This window comes from Halomonas sp. V046 (assembly GCF_052645355.1).
In genome coordinates, this window is sequence record NZ_JBQXYF010000022.1 from 13,238 (window position 1) to 28,869 (window position 15,632).

Annotated in this window: 12 protein-coding genes; 3 read left to right on the forward strand and 9 right to left on the reverse strand. The window is 64.6% G+C overall.

The genetic code is table 11. The features are described from left to right. Positions 1-45: 45 nt before the first annotated feature. The 7 genes from ACUN9Y_RS21115 to ACUN9Y_RS21145 form a co-directional block, all read right to left on the reverse strand. Complete coding sequence (locus ACUN9Y_RS21115) at positions 46-1,353, reverse strand: NAD(P)/FAD-dependent oxidoreductase (protein ID WP_445462713.1); 1,308 nt, start codon at positions 1,351-1,353, stop codon at positions 46-48. Positions 1,354-1,881: 528 nt separating this feature from the next. After that, positions 1,882-2,553 carry a GntR family transcriptional regulator gene (locus ACUN9Y_RS21120; protein WP_445462714.1) on the reverse strand — a complete coding sequence of 224 codons (672 nt, stop codon included), beginning with the start codon at positions 2,551-2,553 and terminating at the stop codon, positions 1,882-1,884. Positions 2,554-2,827: 274 nt separating this feature from the next. After that, positions 2,828-4,405 (reverse strand): aldehyde dehydrogenase (NADP(+)), encoded by a 1,578-nt coding sequence (locus tag ACUN9Y_RS21125; RefSeq protein ID WP_445462715.1) that lies wholly within the window; start codon positions 4,403-4,405, stop codon positions 2,828-2,830. A gap of 177 nt (positions 4,406-4,582) precedes the next feature. Beyond that, complete coding sequence (locus ACUN9Y_RS21130) at positions 4,583-5,530, reverse strand: dihydrodipicolinate synthase family protein (protein WP_445462716.1); 948 nt, start codon at positions 5,528-5,530, stop codon at positions 4,583-4,585. A gap of 93 nt (positions 5,531-5,623) precedes the next feature. Further along, on the reverse strand, positions 5,624-6,559 hold the full coding sequence (locus ACUN9Y_RS21135; protein ID WP_445462717.1) for a 4-hydroxyproline epimerase: 936 nt from the start codon (positions 6,557-6,559) through the stop codon (positions 5,624-5,626). A 530-nt stretch (positions 6,560-7,089) separates the two neighbouring features. Further along, positions 7,090-7,392: a hypothetical protein gene (locus tag ACUN9Y_RS21140; RefSeq protein WP_445462718.1), complete on the reverse strand. Its 303-nt coding sequence runs from the start codon at positions 7,390-7,392 to the stop codon at positions 7,090-7,092. A 120-nt stretch (positions 7,393-7,512) separates the two neighbouring features. Beyond that, positions 7,513-8,409 carry a LysR family transcriptional regulator gene (locus ACUN9Y_RS21145; RefSeq protein WP_445462719.1) on the reverse strand — a complete coding sequence of 299 codons (897 nt, stop codon included), beginning with the start codon at positions 8,407-8,409 and terminating at the stop codon, positions 7,513-7,515. A gap of 98 nt (positions 8,410-8,507) precedes the next feature. Here ACUN9Y_RS21145 and mdlC point away from each other — a divergent pair, with 98 nt between their 5' ends. From mdlC to ACUN9Y_RS21160, 3 genes are all read left to right on the forward strand, one after another. After that, positions 8,508-10,100 (forward strand): benzoylformate decarboxylase, encoded by a 1,593-nt coding sequence (gene mdlC / locus ACUN9Y_RS21150; RefSeq protein WP_445462720.1) that lies wholly within the window; start codon positions 8,508-8,510, stop codon positions 10,098-10,100. 248 nt (positions 10,101-10,348) lie between these two features. Further along, positions 10,349-11,365, forward strand: a complete 1,017-nt coding sequence (locus ACUN9Y_RS21155; protein WP_445462721.1) for a TRAP transporter substrate-binding protein — start codon at positions 10,349-10,351, stop codon at positions 11,363-11,365. 122 nt (positions 11,366-11,487) lie between these two features. Further along, the gene (locus tag ACUN9Y_RS21160) at positions 11,488-12,939 is read left to right on the forward strand and encodes an aldehyde dehydrogenase (RefSeq protein WP_445462722.1); all 1,452 of its coding nucleotides are present in this window, start codon (positions 11,488-11,490) and stop codon (positions 12,937-12,939) included. Between the two features lie 130 nt (positions 12,940-13,069). On the opposite strand, the gene ACUN9Y_RS21165 is transcribed toward ACUN9Y_RS21160, so the two are convergent. Both ACUN9Y_RS21165 and ACUN9Y_RS21170 read right to left on the reverse strand, forming a co-directional pair. After that, complete coding sequence (locus ACUN9Y_RS21165) at positions 13,070-14,302, reverse strand: amidohydrolase family protein (protein WP_445462723.1); 1,233 nt, start codon at positions 14,300-14,302, stop codon at positions 13,070-13,072. A 20-nt stretch (positions 14,303-14,322) separates the two neighbouring features. Next, a complete protein-coding gene (locus tag ACUN9Y_RS21170; RefSeq protein ID WP_445462724.1) occupies positions 14,323-15,630 on the reverse strand; it encodes a TRAP transporter large permease in 1,308 nt (435 codons plus the stop codon). Positions 15,631-15,632 lie beyond the last annotated feature (2 nt).

Sequence of the window (15,632 nt, forward strand, 5' to 3'; positions counted from 1 at the left end):
TCCTTTGGTCTTGTTGTTGACGGGTGAGAGGCGAGGGTGAGTGGGTCAGAAGCGGCCGAGCCGATAGGCGCCAACCTCGGCCAGCGCTGGACCGCACGAGAGTGCACGAGCCGGCACCTGGTCCTGGCGTGCCAGGCAGGCCACCAGTTCGGCGGTGGCGGCGGCTTGGGTGAGGCCAAGGTGGTGATGGCCGAAAGCCAGCAGCACCTTGCCGTCTTGTGCGCTGTCGATAATCGGCAGCGAATCGGGAAGTGAAGGGCGAAAGCCCATCCAGGGCGTGGCGTCGGTGGCGTCGAGTGGCGTCTTGAATAGCCCCTGACTCAAGCGTTGGAGCTGCCAGGCCCTTTGCATGTTGGCCGGGCGCTCGAGTCCGGCGAACTCGACGGTGCCGGCCAGGCGCAGCCCGTTGGCCATGGGCGTCATGATGAAACGGCGCTCCAGCGAGGTTACCGCCACCGGCAGGCGCGCCTGTTCTCGGGGAAGCATCAGGTGATAGCCGCGCTCGGTATCCAGCGGCACCCGGATGCCAGTGAGAGCCACGGTCAGCGGGGCCGAATGTGCGCCGCAGGCGATGAGCACCTTGGCCGAATGCAGTCGGGTCGTGCCCGTGGTCTCGAGGGTGACGCCCTGGTGATGGACCCGGCCTGAGACGACGTCGTCCTGGCGAAATTCGACGCCTTCGGCCTTGGCCGCCTTGACCAGGGCCTGGACCACCGCGAGCGGGTCGACAACGTGACCAGTGGCGGGGAAGAACAGCCCGCCTTGAATCGCCTGGGAAAGCTCGGGGGCGGCGTCGCGAATGGCGCTGCCCTGCCAGGCCTCGACCGCGACGCCATGGGCCGCCATGCGCTCATGTAGCGCCTGCAGGTCGGCGAGTGAGCTGTCCTTTTCGTAGACCAGAAACGAGCCGTCTTCCTGCAGCAGGTGGTTGGCCGCAATCGAGCCAAGCAGCCGGTGCCAGGCCCCGAGGCTAGCCTCGTTGAGGGCTCGGATGCCGCTTACGCTGGCCTGGTAGGGCGCTTCGCGCAGGTTCCACAGCAGTCGGGTGAACCAGGGCAGGGCCTTCGGAAAGTGGCGCCAGTCCAGGCGCAGCGGTCCCGTGGGGTCCATCAGCATGGTGGGTAGGCGCTTGAGAATCGAGGCATCGGCGATGGGGAAGACCTGCTCGGTCGCCATGTGTCCTGCATTGCCGAACGACGCCCCCATGCCGGGCGGCTGCTTGTCCACCACCCGCACTCGCAGGCCTTGCCGACTCAGCGCGAGGGCGCTTGCGATGCCAACGATCCCGGCCCCGACGACGGTAACATCGGTCTGGCGACTGACGTCCTGGGAGGCCTGGTGGTGTGAGCCCATAAAGATTCCTTGGTCGGCGGAGCGTTGTTATCTTGTCGATTGTATAAAATATAAGATACACCAAAGGAAGGCGCAATACGCTTTTCGACCAAAGTCTGGCGGGGGCGGGAGTATTGTTGCGAGCGGCGCAGGCGAACCGGGCGGGAAAGAAGGCGCAGGATTTGGACGCCGCCGGTCGACACCTAGCGCTAGAGACATAGTGCTAGACGCGTGGACCTAGACACCTGGATCTAGGCGACTGGATGAAGGAGGCACTTGGATGAAGAGCCCCTGGCAGCGGGAGGTCAGGGCCCCAACGACGAGCCGGGGCCAGGGCGGCGCCCTGTCCCTGAATGGCGTTCGCCGTATGGTGTGTTGGCAGAAGCTTGCTGCCGGTGGTTCTGGCGCCGCGGATGAGGGGGCGGCGGAGGTGAAGTGCACAGCGTACCCCCGGCGCGGGGCCTAGGGCGGCGCGGTCGCCTGCCGCGTCCCGGAGGAAGCGTGGCGTGGTGCTGGGGCCGCCTGGCGAGTCTCGCAGCGCGGACGGCGTTAGAGTGTTTCGGGGTGTTGTGCACGCTCTTCGAGCAAGGCAACGATGCCTTGGCAGGCTTCCTGAATGTGTGTCTTCAATAGCTCGCAGGCCTTGTCGGCGTCTCCCTGGCGGGCCAGGTCCAGCAGGCCATGGTGCTCGCGCTCGGCCTTCTCGATTTCCTGGGTGTAGAGCAGCTGCATGCGAATGTAGCGATCGGACTTGGTGTTCAGCTGGCTGATCAGCGCCAAGGTCTCGGGCAGCTTGGCAGGAGCATACAGGGCCTGATGGAAGGCGAAGTTGTACTCGCTCCAGTTATCGATGTCGCCGCGGGCGTTCAGTGCCTCGTCGTACTTGCGCAGAATGCCCTCGGCCTTGTTCAAGTCTGCGTCGGTAAGCTCGGTGATGGCATGGCGCAGCACGTAGGTCTCGAGCAGGACGCGCAGGTCGAAGAGCTCACGGATCTTGGCCACCGACAACTCCGTGGTGAAGGCTCCGCGGTGGGCGTGAAACTCCACCAGTCCTTCGGACTCCAGCGTCAGCAAGGCCTCTCTGACGGGAATACGGCTGACATCGTAGTCCTTGGCCAGGGCATCCTGGCGCAGTTGGGTGCCGCCCTTGAATTCACCACTCAGAATCCGTCCACGCAGGTCGTCTGCGACGAATTGCGCTCGTGTCTTGTAAGTCGCCATAGCCAGCATCTGCCGAAAGAGTCGTTTTGCACACTGTATACAAACTGCAATGAATGTCCATGCCGGCCCGTCATGAGCGCCGACATGGCCGCGCCCCGGGACCGAGCTCTGCTGGGGGCGTGGCAAGGATGAAGGGGCCGTCTCACTTGAGCCACAGGCGAACAAGCCCCGAGCCGCCCGTTACGGGGCGGCTCGGGGCGGCTCGGGGTGGCTCGGGGTGGCTCGGGGCGGGGCGGCTCGGGGTGAGGCATCGAGCGTTCGAAGGCCTGAGCGATCAGGCCTCCCGCTTGCCGTCCACCAGGCGCTTGAGGGCCAAGGGGTTGGCCTTCTTGAGCGCCGCGGGCAGCAAGGCATCGGGCATATCCTGATAGCACACCGGGCGCAGAAAACGCGCGATGGCCGCGGTGCCCACGGACGTCGTGCGGGGGTCGGAGGTCGCCGGGAAGGGGCCGCCGTGAACCATGGCGTCGCAGACCTCGACGCCGGTGGGCCAGCCATTGACCAGAATGCGTCCGACCTTGCGCTCCAGCAGTGGCAGCAGTTCTCGCGCGGTGTCCAGGTCGGCATCATCCATCTGCAGCGTAGCGGTCAGTTGGCCCTCCAGGCGTTCAGCGAGTCGCTCGACCTGGGCCTGGTCCACGCATTCCACCACCAGCGAGGTGGCGCCGAAGACTTCTGCCTGCAGCGCCGGGTCGTCGAGGAAGGCGTCGCCGGAGGTGACGAACAGGCCGCTTCGACACTGGTTGACGCCCTCGCCTTGGCCTGCGCGTGCGACTTCTCTGGCCTTGTCGCTGCCGGCGAGTCCAGCCACGCCGCTTTCATAGGCCTCGAAGATGCCTGGGGTGAGCATGGTCTGGCTGGTGCTGCCTGCCACGGCCTGGCGCGCCGCTTCGATGAAGGCGTCGAGCTCTGGCCCCTGGATCGCGATGACCAGCCCGGGGTTGGTGCAGAACTGGCCGGCGCCCATGTTCAGTGAGGCGATGAAGGCCTCGCCCAGGGCCTCGCCGCGAGCCTTGAGCGCCGCTGGCAGCACAAAGACGGGGTTGATGGAGCTCATCTCGGCGTAGAAGGGTATCGGTTCGGGGCGTGCCTGGGCGGTCTTTAGCAATGCCAGGCCGCCGCTGCGCGATCCGGTGAATCCCGCCGCCTTGATGCGAGCATCCGCGACCAGCGCCTGCCCCACCTCACGACCGGAGCCGAAGATCAGCGAGAACACGCCCTCTGGCAGTTCGCAGCGACGCACCGCAGCCTGAATCGCACGGCCGACGAGTTCACTGGTTCCCGGGTGGGCGGAGTGCGCCTTGACGATCACCGGACAGCCGGCGGCAAGCGCCGACGCGGTATCGCCGCCGGCCACCGAGAAGGCCAGTGGGAAGTTGCTGGCGCCGAAGACCGCCACCGGCCCCAGCGCCACATGGCGCTGGCGCAGGTCGGCCCGGGGCATGGGCTGGCGCTCGGGGAGGGCCGGGTCGATGCGCGCATCCAGCCACTCGCCGGCGCGCACGGTCCTGGCAAACATGCGTAGCTGGCCGCAGGTTCGTCCGCGTTCCCCCTCGATGCGCACCTGCGGCAGACCTGATTCCGCCACGGCGCGCGCGATCAGATCGTCACCGAGGGCCTCGATTTCGTCGGCGATGGTCTCGAGGAAGGTGGCACGGGCTTCCAGCGATGTGTCGCGGTAGCGATCGAAAGCCTGCCAGGACAGCGTGCAGGCGCGTTCGACATCCTCCCGGGAGCCGCCGAGGTAGGCGGGCTCGAGGCGCTCGTTGGTGGCCGGGTTGAGCGCATGGATCGGCTCACGGCTGCCCAGGATGGCTTGCTGACCGATCAGCATCTTGCCTTCCAGTGTCATGCTCGTCTCCTTGGTTGGGGTCGGTGGTGGTCGTGTGATGTGGGGCTCAAGGCGCTGTCCGTGGTTCAGGACAGCACCTTGAGCCCCTGATGCAGGCCTGCGTGTGTGGGTAACTCATCGGGAGGGGCGGTCGGGCCGCGTCGACGTCGGCCCGGGTCTCGATCCCACGGGTGCCGGTCAGGCGTTGTCGAGGCTGGCCGACCACTGGGCATACCAGCGACGAAACAGGTCGTATTGGGTCTCGATGTAGCGACGCTGAGCGTCGCTCAAGGCATCGGTCTCGTTGAAGTGCAGTCCGTACTCGCTATCCCCGTTGAGCACCATCAGATGCTTGTAATAGAGCACCAGATCGGCGCCTTCGTCGAAGGACGACAGCACGCCGAGGGCCTCTTCCAGTTCCTGGGCCAGGCGCCGCGCCGTGACGTCGCCCTTGGCGGCCTTCTTGCTCAACGCGACCAGCTGCAGCACTTCTCGCGGCAGGGCGTTGCCGATACCGGTGATCGCGCCGGTCGCGCCGCAGTTGACGAAACCGTGATAGACGGTGGTATCGACGCCGACCATCAGGGTCACGTCATCGTCCTGGGAGGTAATGTTCTCGGCCGCGTAGCGCAGGTCATCGGCGCCGCCGAATTCCTTGAACCCGATCAGGTTGGCGTGCTTGGCGCGCAGCTCGAAGAACAAGTCCGCCCGGGTGGCGAAGCCGTAGTAGGGGCTGTTGTAGATCACCGCGGGCAGGTCGGGCGCGGCGTCGAGAATGGCGGTGAAGTGTGCCTTTTGAGCGGTGATGGAGGCGCCGCGAGACAGCACGCGAGGAATCACCATCAGGCCCTGGGCGCCGACCTTGGCCGCATGGGCGGCGTGGGACACGGCTTCTCGGGAGTTGACCGCGCCGGTACCGACGATGGTCGGGATGCCGGCCGCAACCAGGCGTGCGACGCCTTCCTGTCGCTGGGCCTCGGTCAGAAGCGGCCAGTCGCCCATGGAGCCGCAGTACACCACGCCGCTCATGCCCTGCTCAAGAAGCTCGCGGCCCTTGGCGATCAGCGCCTCGAAATCGGGCTGACGGTCGGCATTGCAAGGGGTCATCAGCGCGGGAATACAGCCGGTAAAAATGTTGTCGTTCATCGTGGTTCCTTGGTGGTGTTGGCGATTGTCAGGCAAAGGATGCCGCACGCTGGCCATCGGGAAGATGGCCGGCGGCGAGGCGGAGAAAGGGGATTATTGGTGGGTGATGCCCCAGGCGAAGGGGTCCTGCTCATCGATCAGCAGCGTGGCGTCTGCACTCACGAAGGCGCGCCCCGTGATGGAGGGGCGAATGCGATCGCCTTCCCATTCGTAGGCGCCTTCGAAGCGGCCGCCGCAGATGCCTGCCTGGATCCATGGCTCGCCGGGTGCGAGCTTGCCATCGGCGGCCAGGCAAGCGAGCTTGGCGCTGGTACCGGTGCCACAAGGCGAGCGATCGTAAGCCTTCCCGGGACACAGCACGAAGTTGCGGCTGTCGGCCTCGCTGTCGTCCGAGAACAGCTCGACATGATCGATGATGGCGCCGTCGTCGCCGGTGATCGACTGGGCCTCCAGCGCCTGGCGAATGGCCCAGGTGAAGGCGGTGAGCGTTTCGACGTTGTGAAGCTCGATCGCCAGGTCGTGCTCGCCGACCAGGAAGAACCAGTTGCCGCCCCAGGCGATGTCACCGTGAACGACGCCGTAGCCCGGCACCTCGACGGGCACCCGTTGACGAAAGCGGTAGGAGAGGACGTTGCGTACCGTCACTGTGCCATCGTCGTGCAGGGTGGCGGTGACGGGCCCCACGGGGGTGTCGATCTTGTGACAGCCCGGAGCCATGCGCCCGAGGTGGTGCAGAGAGGCGACCAGCCCGATGGTGCCGTGGCCGCACATGCCAAGATACCCCGTGTTGTTGAAGAAGATCACACCACAGCTGGCATCCGCGGTTTCCGGCTCGCAGTACAGTGCGCCGACCAGCACGTCATTGCCGCGTGGCTCGAGCATGCTGGTGCGGCGCCACTCGTCGTGCTGGTCACGCAGGGCATCGCGCTTCTCGGCCAGGGTGCTGCCGGCAAGGTTGGGGAAGCCTCCCATGACCAGTCGCGTCGGCTCGCCCGCGGTGTGGGAATCGATGACATGTACACGTTTCATGGGGCACCTTGGTTTATCTCGGTAGGTTTTATATTTTATACAATCTTCAAAGTGCTTTGTGAAGGCGTGATGAACGATCCCGCAAGTTCGTCATGGCGGTAAGCCTCTGCGGCGGCCTCAGAAAGCCCGATGCGGCGGGGGCTGTAGACGCATCGCGTCTAGGCTGACCACGCGAGACTTGGACCAAAGTCTAGAGGCGAGCGTGCAGAGTCTAGAGGCGAGCGTGCAGAGTCTAGAGGCGAGCGTGCAGAGATACGCCGAGCAATAGCGCTTGAGGAGCAGCGACGACCGTGGCGGGAACTCTCGACGATTGCGCTGACGCGAGGTCGCTTAACAAGCCACCGATCGCCGTTCGGCCGGGGACGACATGTGCGGCGTAGAGCGTTGAGCCTGTCCAGATCCCCGCAAGAGATCGCGAAGATGCTGGGGACATGCGGCGGCAGGGCGCGGGTGCTTAGACGATGGAGCGGACAGGGCCGCTTGGACATCCATGGGGCGGGCGGGGGCCAGCAGAGAGTGGTGTGGTGTCGTTACTCGCAGCTTGCCCGGTAGCGGCGCGAGTCCGAGTCGAGTTCGACGCTTGCGTCGACCTTGCTATAGAAGAACGGCTCGGGGGAGTTGGGGGCGTCGGCCACACGGTATTGGCCGCACACGCCATAGCCCTTGTTGACCTCTTGCATGGCCTCAAGGGTGACCATGTCGTCGGTGTCGAGGGACGTGGCAATCGAGCGCTGGATGTCCTCGTCGAGGCCGCCGACGGAGAGGATCTGAGCGCCGATGAAGACGACGCTGGTGATCACGATCATGGCGCCGGGAATCAGGAGATTATGCATGCGATCGGTCGTTGTCGAAGGAGTCAGTCCAGCATCATACGCCTTTTGTCTGGCGTTCGGCCGGCACGCTGTGACGGAGCGGGGCAGCGGTAGCCGCACGCGGACCTTTGCTATTGGGGGTTACGTCGTCGAAATGGCCGCGACGATCTGTTCGTGCAACCAGCGCTGTGCGGCAGAGGCGGCCGCCGTGCCATGCCAATGCAGCGCCACATCGAAGGGAGGGACCTCGAAGGGCAGGTCCAGTATCTTCAGCGCCGCCGAGCGGGTGAAGGCTTCGGCGATCTGCTGCGGCACGATGGCCAGCAGGTCGCTTTGCTGAAGCAGCGGTGGCAGCACCGAAAAATGTGGCACTCTGAGGCTGATCTTGCGCTCCAGCCCGCGTTCGTTGAGTACATCTTCGGCCAGTCCGTGTCCGCTGGAGGCTGCCACAACGGCATGGCGTGCCCGGGTGAACTGCTCAAGGCTGAGGTGGTCGCCGATGCCTTCATGGTCGCGGTTGAGCAGGCACACATAGCGTTCTTCGAACAGCACTCGGCGGGCGATTCCGGTGGCCCGGATGGGACGGCTGCAGATGGCGGCATTGACCTTGTCGGCGTTTAGCCAATTGGCGACCTTGTCGATTTCCAGCGGCACGACTTCGAGTTCGACGTTGGGTGCGCTCGCGTGCAGCTGGGCCAGTATGCGAGGCAGCAGGGCCATCTCGCCGAGGTCGGTCATGGCGAGCCGAAAGCACTTGTGGGAGCGCGCGGCGACGAACTCTCGGTTGTCTTCCACCACCCCCTCGATCTGGGCCAATGCCTGGCGCAGGGCCGGGTACATCTGGCTGGCCGTCAGCGTTGGCTCCATGCCAGCTCCCGAGCGCACGAAGAGGCGGTCGTTGAAGCGATCCCTCAGCCGCGCGAGGGCGTAGCTGACCGATGGTTGGGTCACGTTCAGGCGATCGGCGGCCTGGGTGACGCTGCGTGCCTCGAACAGAACGATAAAGGCGCGAATCAGGTTGAGGTCGATGCTGGTCATTCTATAGATACTCTCTATTTTTAGTAGAAAATATATTGATTTGATAGATGGTATCAGTCTGGCTAGCGTTAGGGCATGCCGCCTTCAGGAGCCTTCGCATGCCCACGGTCCACTCGATTACCTACCAGTTGCTGCGTCGCCAGGGCCTCACCACCGTGTTCGGTAACCCGGGGTCCAACGAGCTGCCCTTCCTGACAGGGTTTCCCGATGACTTCCGTTACGTCCTGGGGCTTCACGAAGGCGTCGTGGTGGGCATGGCGGATGGCTACGCGCTGGGCTCGCATCGTCCGGTGCTGGTGAACCTGCATGCCGCGGCCGGCACCGGCAATGCCATGGGCGCGTTGACCAATGCCTGGTATTCCCACTCGCCACTGGTGTTGACCGCGGGACAGCAGGCGCGCGAGATGATCGGTGTCGAGGCCATGCTTGCCAATGTCGATGCGCCATCGTTGCCGCGTCCGCTGGTCAAGTGGAGCGCTGAACCGGCCTGTGCTCAGGATGTGCCGCGTACCCTGAGCCAGGCCATCCAGCTCGCCAACCTGCCCGCGCGTGGGCCGGTCTACGTCTCCATCCCGCATGATGACTGGGCGCAGCGCATCGAGGATGACGACGCCCTGGTGGTCGAGCGTCAGGTGGAGTACACCGGCGTGCCGCAAGACTGCCAGGTCAAGGCCTTGGTGACACGCCTCGAGCAGGCGCGCAATCCGGTGCTGGTGCTGGGGCCCGAGGTCGACGCCGAGCGTGCCAACGAACTCGCCGTTGAACTCGCCGAGCGGCTGTCAGCCCCGGTATGGGTCGCCCCTTCTGCCTCGCGTTGCCCGTTTCCTACCGACCATGCCTGCTTCCGTGGGGTACTGCCCGCCGCGGTTGCCGGCATCAGTACGACCCTGGCGGGCCATGACGAGGTGCTGGTGATCGGGGCTCCGGTGTTCCGCTACCATCAGTACGCGCCGGGACGCTACTTGCCCGAGGGTGCCCGTTTGACCCTGTTGACCAGTGATGCCCAGGAAGCGGCCCGCGCGCCGATGGGAGACGCGCTGGTCGGTGCTATCAAGGCGATGTGTGACGCCTTGCTGGGGCAGCTGGGGCACTGTGGCCGGGCCTTGCCGGAGGCCATCGTGCGTCCCGGTCGGGCATTGCCGTCTGAGGTGCCGGGACGCCTGACGCCGGAGGCGGTGTTCGACGCGCTGAATGCACTGGCGCCTGAAGATGCCATCTATGTGAAGGAGTCCACGTCGACGGTCACCGCGTTCTGGCAGCGGGTGGTGTTGCGCCATCCCGACAGTTACTTCTTCCCAGCGGCCGGTGGTCTTGGCTTCGGTCTGCCGGCTGCCGTGGGCCTGCAAATGGCCAGGCCCGACCGTCGCGTCATTGCGGTGATCGGCGATGGCTCGGCCAACTATGCCATCAGCGCCCTGTGGAGTGCGGCGCAATATGGCGTCCCGGTGGTGTTTATCATCCTCAAGAACGACACCTACGGCGCGCTGCGCTGGTTTTCGCGGATGCTCGATGCCGAGGATGCTCCTGGGCTGGATGTCCCCGGGCTCGATTTCTGCGCCCTGGCCCGAGGCTATGGCGTAGAGGCCGTCAGCTGTGTGACGACGACGGCTTTCGAGAAGGCCCTGGTAGAGGCGCTGTCGGCCAAGCGACCGATGCTGATCGAGGTGCCGACCACGACGATTGAACCATGAGGCCCAGTCCGGGAGGCGGCGCAAGGCCCAGCCGGCCAATGCCGAGCCTTCCGCTCGCCGTCGATCAACGAGCCCTGCGCAATCTTCCGGTGCCCCATCGCCCGATGCCATCGCCCAGGGTCATAGCCCAGGGGCATAGCCGGTACCTAGAGCCGGACTCAGCCCCACGGGCCAATGACAGGCGCGACCGCACATGACGCCGCGATGACGACAAGATAACGATAACGTACAGACAAGAGAGCACGCCCATGAGATACGCCACGTTACATGGCTTGCTGGCCGCCGCCACACTTGCGGCAAGCGCTGCGGCAACAGCCGACACCACCCTGCGCATGAGCCACTTCTGGCCGGCGGGATCGGCGGTCAATCAGGAGATATTCAAGGCGTGGGCCGAGCGAGTGACAGAGGACTCCGACGGCAGGCTCAAGGTGGAGATCTATCCGTCGCAGACGCTGAGCAAAGCCGATAGAACCTACGACGCCGCGGTTGATGGAATCGCCGATGTTGCCATCACGCTGCAGGGGTACACCGCCGGGCGCTTCCCATTGACCGAGATCGTCCAGTTGCCCGGGATCTCGAACAGCGCATCTCAGGGTGCCTGTATCGTGCAGACATTGTTCGATGAAGGCGATATCGCGGAGGAGTACGCGGATACCCACGTCCTGTTCCTGTTCACCACAGGGCCCGCCTACCTGCATACCACCGACACCGCCATTCGCACACCGGCTGATCTGGAGGGCCTGCGTATTCGACGCCCCAGTGATGTCGCCGGCGAGATGCTATCGAGCATGGGAGCGAGGCCCCTGGGGCTCCCGGCACCGGACATCTATACGTCGTTGCAACGTGGGGTGATGGATGGGCTGAGTTTTCCCTGGGAGGCCATGAAGGTATTTCGAATCAACGAGTTGACTAATCACCACCTGCAAGTGCCGTACTACAGTGGCGCCATTGTGGCGACCATGAACCAGGACGCTTACGATGAGCTGCCGGCGGATCTGAAGGCGGTGATCGATGACAATCGCGGCATGCACTGGGCACGCACCGCCGGTCGCGTTTTCGATCGGCTGGATCGCGAGGGGCGTGAAGAGGCGCTGGCTCAGGGCGACAGTCTTGACGAGATCGACGATCCGTTGAATGACCCGGACTGGGCGCCGCCGCTGAAGGAAGGCACCCAGCGCTACCTCGAGCGCCTGGATGACCGCGGCGTAGAGGGTGCCCGAGACGTCTATGCCAAGGCGCTGGCCCTGCGCAGCCGGTGTCCTTGATTCGTGACAGTACCCGGGAAGCCAGGTCGGTGACCATGTACAGGCGATGAGCATGGGCGAGGCCCTGGGGCCAGCCGACCCATGACGCCATAACCCCACAGTGCCGGACACAGGACAACCGCATGAACACTCTCGATCTGTTGATCGCCGGGCAGCGCTTTGCCGCCCAGGACAAGACGACATTCACACGCCACAACCCGCTGAGTGGGAACGCCGTCACCGAGGCCGCGGGGGCCTCCTGCAGCGATGCGACACGCGCGGCCGATGCCGCTGCGCAAGCGTTTGTTCGCTGGTCCCGCAGCGGGCCTGGCGAGCGGCGCACCAAGTTGCTCAAGGCCGCCGACCTGATGGAGGCACGCCAGCAGGACTTCATCGAGCGCATGGTCGACGAGACCGGCGCGACCCCCGGGTGGGCGGGGTTCAATGTCAGGGTGGCGGCAGGCATGTTGCGCGAGGCGGCGGGGCTCACCAGCCAAGTGGGAGGGGACGTGATCCCGTCCAATGTGCCCGACAACTTGGCCATGGGCGTGCGGGTGCCCTGTGGTGTGGTGCTTGGCATAGCGCCCTGGAACGCTCCTGTCATCCTCGCAACGCGTGCCATTGCAACGCCGCTGGCCTGTGGCAATACGGTCATCCTCAAGGCTTCCGAACAGTGCCCGGCGACGCACCACCTGATCGGCGAGGTGCTCATCGAGGCCGGCTTCGGCGATGGCGTGGTGAACGTGGTGACCAATAGCCCCGACCGGGCCGCCGAGATAGTGGGGACCCTGATCGATCATGCGGCGGTGAGGCGTATCAACTTCACGGGCTCGACCCCGGTGGGGCGCATCATCGCCGAGCGCGCGGCACGCAATCTCAAGCCACTGCTGCTGGAGTTGGGGGGTAAGGCGCCGTTGGTGGTGCTCGACGATGCGGACCTGGATGCCGCGGTAGAGGCGGCGGCCTTCGGTGCCTTCTTTAACCAGGGCCAGATCTGCATGTCCACCGAGCGATTGGTCGTCGCGGCGTCGGTGGCCGATGATTTCATCGAGCGGTTAGCCCGCAAGGCCGCCACGCTGCATGCCGGCGATCCAAGGGACGACGCCAATGCGCTCGGCACCCTGGTCAGCCGCGAGGCGGGCGACAAGCTCAATGGCCTGATCGACGACGCCCTGACCAAGGGCGCACGCCTGGCGGTGGGAGGGAGAGCCGAGGGCGTGGTGATGCCGGCCACCGTGATCGATGGCGTGACCAGCGAGATGCGGCTGTATGGCGAGGAGTCCTTCGGGCCACTGGTGGCGATGATCCGTGTCGCCGACGAGGAAGCGGCGATTGAGGTGGCCAACGATACCGAGTACGGGCTGTCCGCCGCGGTGTTCAGTCGAGACATGGCGCGGGCGATGCGGGTGGCGGGACGGATTGCGTCGGGCATCTGCCACATCAACTCCGCGACCGTGCATGATGAACCTCAGATGCCATTTGGTGGCGTGAAGTCCAGCGGCTATGGCCGCTTCGGTGGCAAGGCCGGGATCGAGGAATTCACCGACACGCGCTGGATGACGCTGCAGCTCGGGCCGCGGCACTATCCCCTCTGACCCCCTTTCTGCCCCCTCCCTGCATCGCTCCGGGCGCGTCAAGCGTCTACAGCCTTCCGGACGCCGCCACTGGCGGCGTCTTTTGGTCGGGTTTCCGGTTCATCGCCGCTTTTCTAGCGCGAGAAGCGGATCAGCCCTCTAGCGCCTGCTTGTAGACCTTGCCGCCCTTCATGATCATCAGCAGGTCCTGCTCTGGGCGGGTCAGGGTGGTGATGTCCTCCAGCGGATTATGACGCAGGACGATGATATCCCCCCGGGCGCCGGGAATGATCTCGCCGAAATCGCCCCGGGCGCCGAAGGCGTCGGCAGCGTTGCAGGTTGCGGCGCGAACCAGATCGTCCGTCGGTACCACGTCCTTGCGCAGGTTGAACTCGTTGAGTTGATGGCGCTGCATGCGCCCGAGCAGGTCGGAGCCGTAAAGCATTTTCACACCATGACGCTGGGCCATCTCGAGTGCCTTGCCGCCGGCCTCAAGAACGTCGAATACCTTGCGCTGCAGGTGCTCAGCCATGCCAGCTTCCACCCCTTCCTTGGCTAGGGCATCGTAGGTGGCGAGCGTCGGTGTCAGGTAAGCATCATGCTCGACGAACAGGCGGCAACTTTCTTCATCCATCAGATTGCCATGCTCGATGGTTTTGACCCCGCGAGGGATCAGGCGGTTGATGGCGCGGGCGGTGTAGGCATGGGCCATGGTGTGGATATTGGCGGCGGTGGCTTCCTCGACGATGGCATCGATTTCCTCAAGCGAAAACTGAGTACTGTCGATGCGATCGGTGGGCGAGGCGACGCCACCAGAGGCCATGATCTTGATCTGATGAGCACCCTTGCGAATTTCGTCTCGGGCGGCGCGACGCACTTCGCTCACGCCATCGCAGACGCGGCCAAGGCCAGCACAACAGAAGCAGCCTTCGAAGGTCTGCTGTCCCGGGCCGCGCATGTCGCCGTGGCCACCGGTCTGGGACAGCGCTCTGCCTGCGTACAGCAGGCGAGGGCCGATTAGGCTGTCCTCCTCGACGGCGCTGGCGAGCCCATGGTCGGCGCCACCGGCGTCGCGCACGGTGGTGAAACCGCGCATCAGCATGTCGTGAAGTAGTTCGCTAGATTTGGCCCCAACGTAGAACGGTGAGAGCGTCTCGAGTAGCGCGAAGTTTGGCGTGATGGCGGTAACGTGGACGTGGGAATCGACCAGCCCTGGCATCACGAAATGGCCCTTGGCATCGAGGATGGTGTCATCGCTTCCCGGCAGAGGAGCGGGGCCTACCTCGACAATGCGCCCGTCGGCGATGCGCACCTCGTGGCCCGCAAGCACTTGGCCTGCCCGTGTATCTATGATGCTGGCGTTGATGATTCTTGTGGTTGTCATGGACGAGCCTCGAGCAGTGATCAGAACATCTGTTGGGGAAGATAGAGCGACAGGGCGGGTACCAGCACGATAAGCATCAGCGCGACGATATCCATCACGATGAACCAGCTCACCCCGCGGAAGACTTCTGGCAGGGTCACGCTGTTGCCGAGCGCGCCCTTGATGACGTAGACGTTGAGCCCAATTGGGGGAGTAACGAGACCGACCTCCAAGAGCTTGACGACGATGATGCCGAACCACACCAGGTTCAGGTCAGCGCCTTCTACCAGCGGCAGAATCAGCGGTAGGGTGAGCAGCATCAGGCCGATGGAGTCGATGAACATGCCGAGCACCAGGTAGATGATGGCGACGGCGAAGATGATCCACCAGGTCTCGGTGCTGACGCCGAGGATTAGATCGGAGAAGGCGGCCGGAACTCCGCTCATGGCCAGGAACCGGGTGAAGAACAGTGAGCCTATCAGGATGATGAAGATGCTGGCGGTGCTGACCGCGGTATTGACGATGGCGTCGCGAATCGCCGGCCAGGTCAGAGTGCGGCGTGCCAGGGCGATCAAGGCGGCGATGGACGTGCCTACGGCGCCGGCTTCTGTGGGGGAGAATAGCCCGGTAAAGATGCCGCCGAGCACAGCGCCGATCAATAGCGGTAGCGGCCAGATGTCCTTGAACGCATCCCACTTTTCCTGAGCGGTGGAGCTCACCGCGGCGTGGCCGGCGAGCGCAGGGTTGAGCTTGGCCCGGACCATAATCATCAGGATGTAGAGCAGAGCGGAGGCCAGGCCCGGCAGAAAGCCGGCCATGAATAGTTGGCCGACACTGACCTGTGCATAGACGCCGTAAAGTACCAGCAACACGCTGGGAGGAATCAGCGAACCGAGGGTGCCAGAGGCTGCCACCGTACCGGTAGCGAGGCCCTTGTCGTAGCCGTGCTTGAGCATCTCAGGTACCGCGATACGCGACATGGCGGCAGAGGTCGCCACGCTTGATCCCGAGGCGGCGGCAAAAAACGCCGAGGCCATGACACTGGACACCGCCAAACCGCCCGGTAGGCGCGCGAGGTACAGCCGCATGGCATGAAACAGGCCCTGTGTCATGTTGGTGGTGGTACACAGGTAGCCCATGAACAGGAACATCGGTGCGGCGGTTAATTCCCAGGTGCCGGCAAAATCGAACGGAGTCGCGGAGATCATGCCCCAGGCGACACGCATGTTGGTCAGCTCACTGATGCCGACGATGGAAACAAGCCCCAGCGCGACGCCGATGGGAACGCGCAGGGCAATCAGTGTCAGGGCGATGGCGATACCCGCCACGCCAATCTCGAGATGGCTCATGG

Bases quoted from the DNA above. Each gene is read 5' to 3' on its own strand.
- ACUN9Y_RS21115 (WP_445462713.1), bottom strand. From the start codon at position 1,353: ATGGGCTCACACCACCAGGCCTCCCAGGACGTCAGTCGCCAGACCGAT.
- ACUN9Y_RS21120 (WP_445462714.1), bottom strand. From the start codon at position 2,553: ATGGCGACTTACAAGACACGAGCGCAATTCGTCGCAGACGACCTGCGT.
- ACUN9Y_RS21125 (WP_445462715.1), bottom strand. From the start codon at position 4,405: ATGACACTGGAAGGCAAGATGCTGATCGGTCAGCAAGCCATCCTGGGC.
- ACUN9Y_RS21130 (WP_445462716.1), bottom strand. From the start codon at position 5,530: ATGAACGACAACATTTTTACCGGCTGTATTCCCGCGCTGATGACCCCT.
- ACUN9Y_RS21135 (WP_445462717.1), bottom strand. From the start codon at position 6,559: ATGAAACGTGTACATGTCATCGATTCCCACACCGCGGGCGAGCCGACG.
- ACUN9Y_RS21140 (WP_445462718.1), bottom strand. From the start codon at position 7,392: ATGCATAATCTCCTGATTCCCGGCGCCATGATCGTGATCACCAGCGTC.
- ACUN9Y_RS21145 (WP_445462719.1), bottom strand. From the start codon at position 8,409: ATGACCAGCATCGACCTCAACCTGATTCGCGCCTTTATCGTTCTGTTC.
- mdlC (WP_445462720.1), top strand. From the start codon at position 8,508: ATGCCCACGGTCCACTCGATTACCTACCAGTTGCTGCGTCGCCAGGGC.
- ACUN9Y_RS21155 (WP_445462721.1), top strand. From the start codon at position 10,349: ATGAGATACGCCACGTTACATGGCTTGCTGGCCGCCGCCACACTTGCG.
- ACUN9Y_RS21160 (WP_445462722.1), top strand. From the start codon at position 11,488: ATGAACACTCTCGATCTGTTGATCGCCGGGCAGCGCTTTGCCGCCCAG.
- ACUN9Y_RS21165 (WP_445462723.1), bottom strand. From the start codon at position 14,302: ATGACAACCACAAGAATCATCAACGCCAGCATCATAGATACACGGGCA.
- ACUN9Y_RS21170 (WP_445462724.1), bottom strand. From the start codon at position 15,630: ATGAGCCATCTCGAGATTGGCGTGGCGGGTATCGCCATCGCCCTGACA.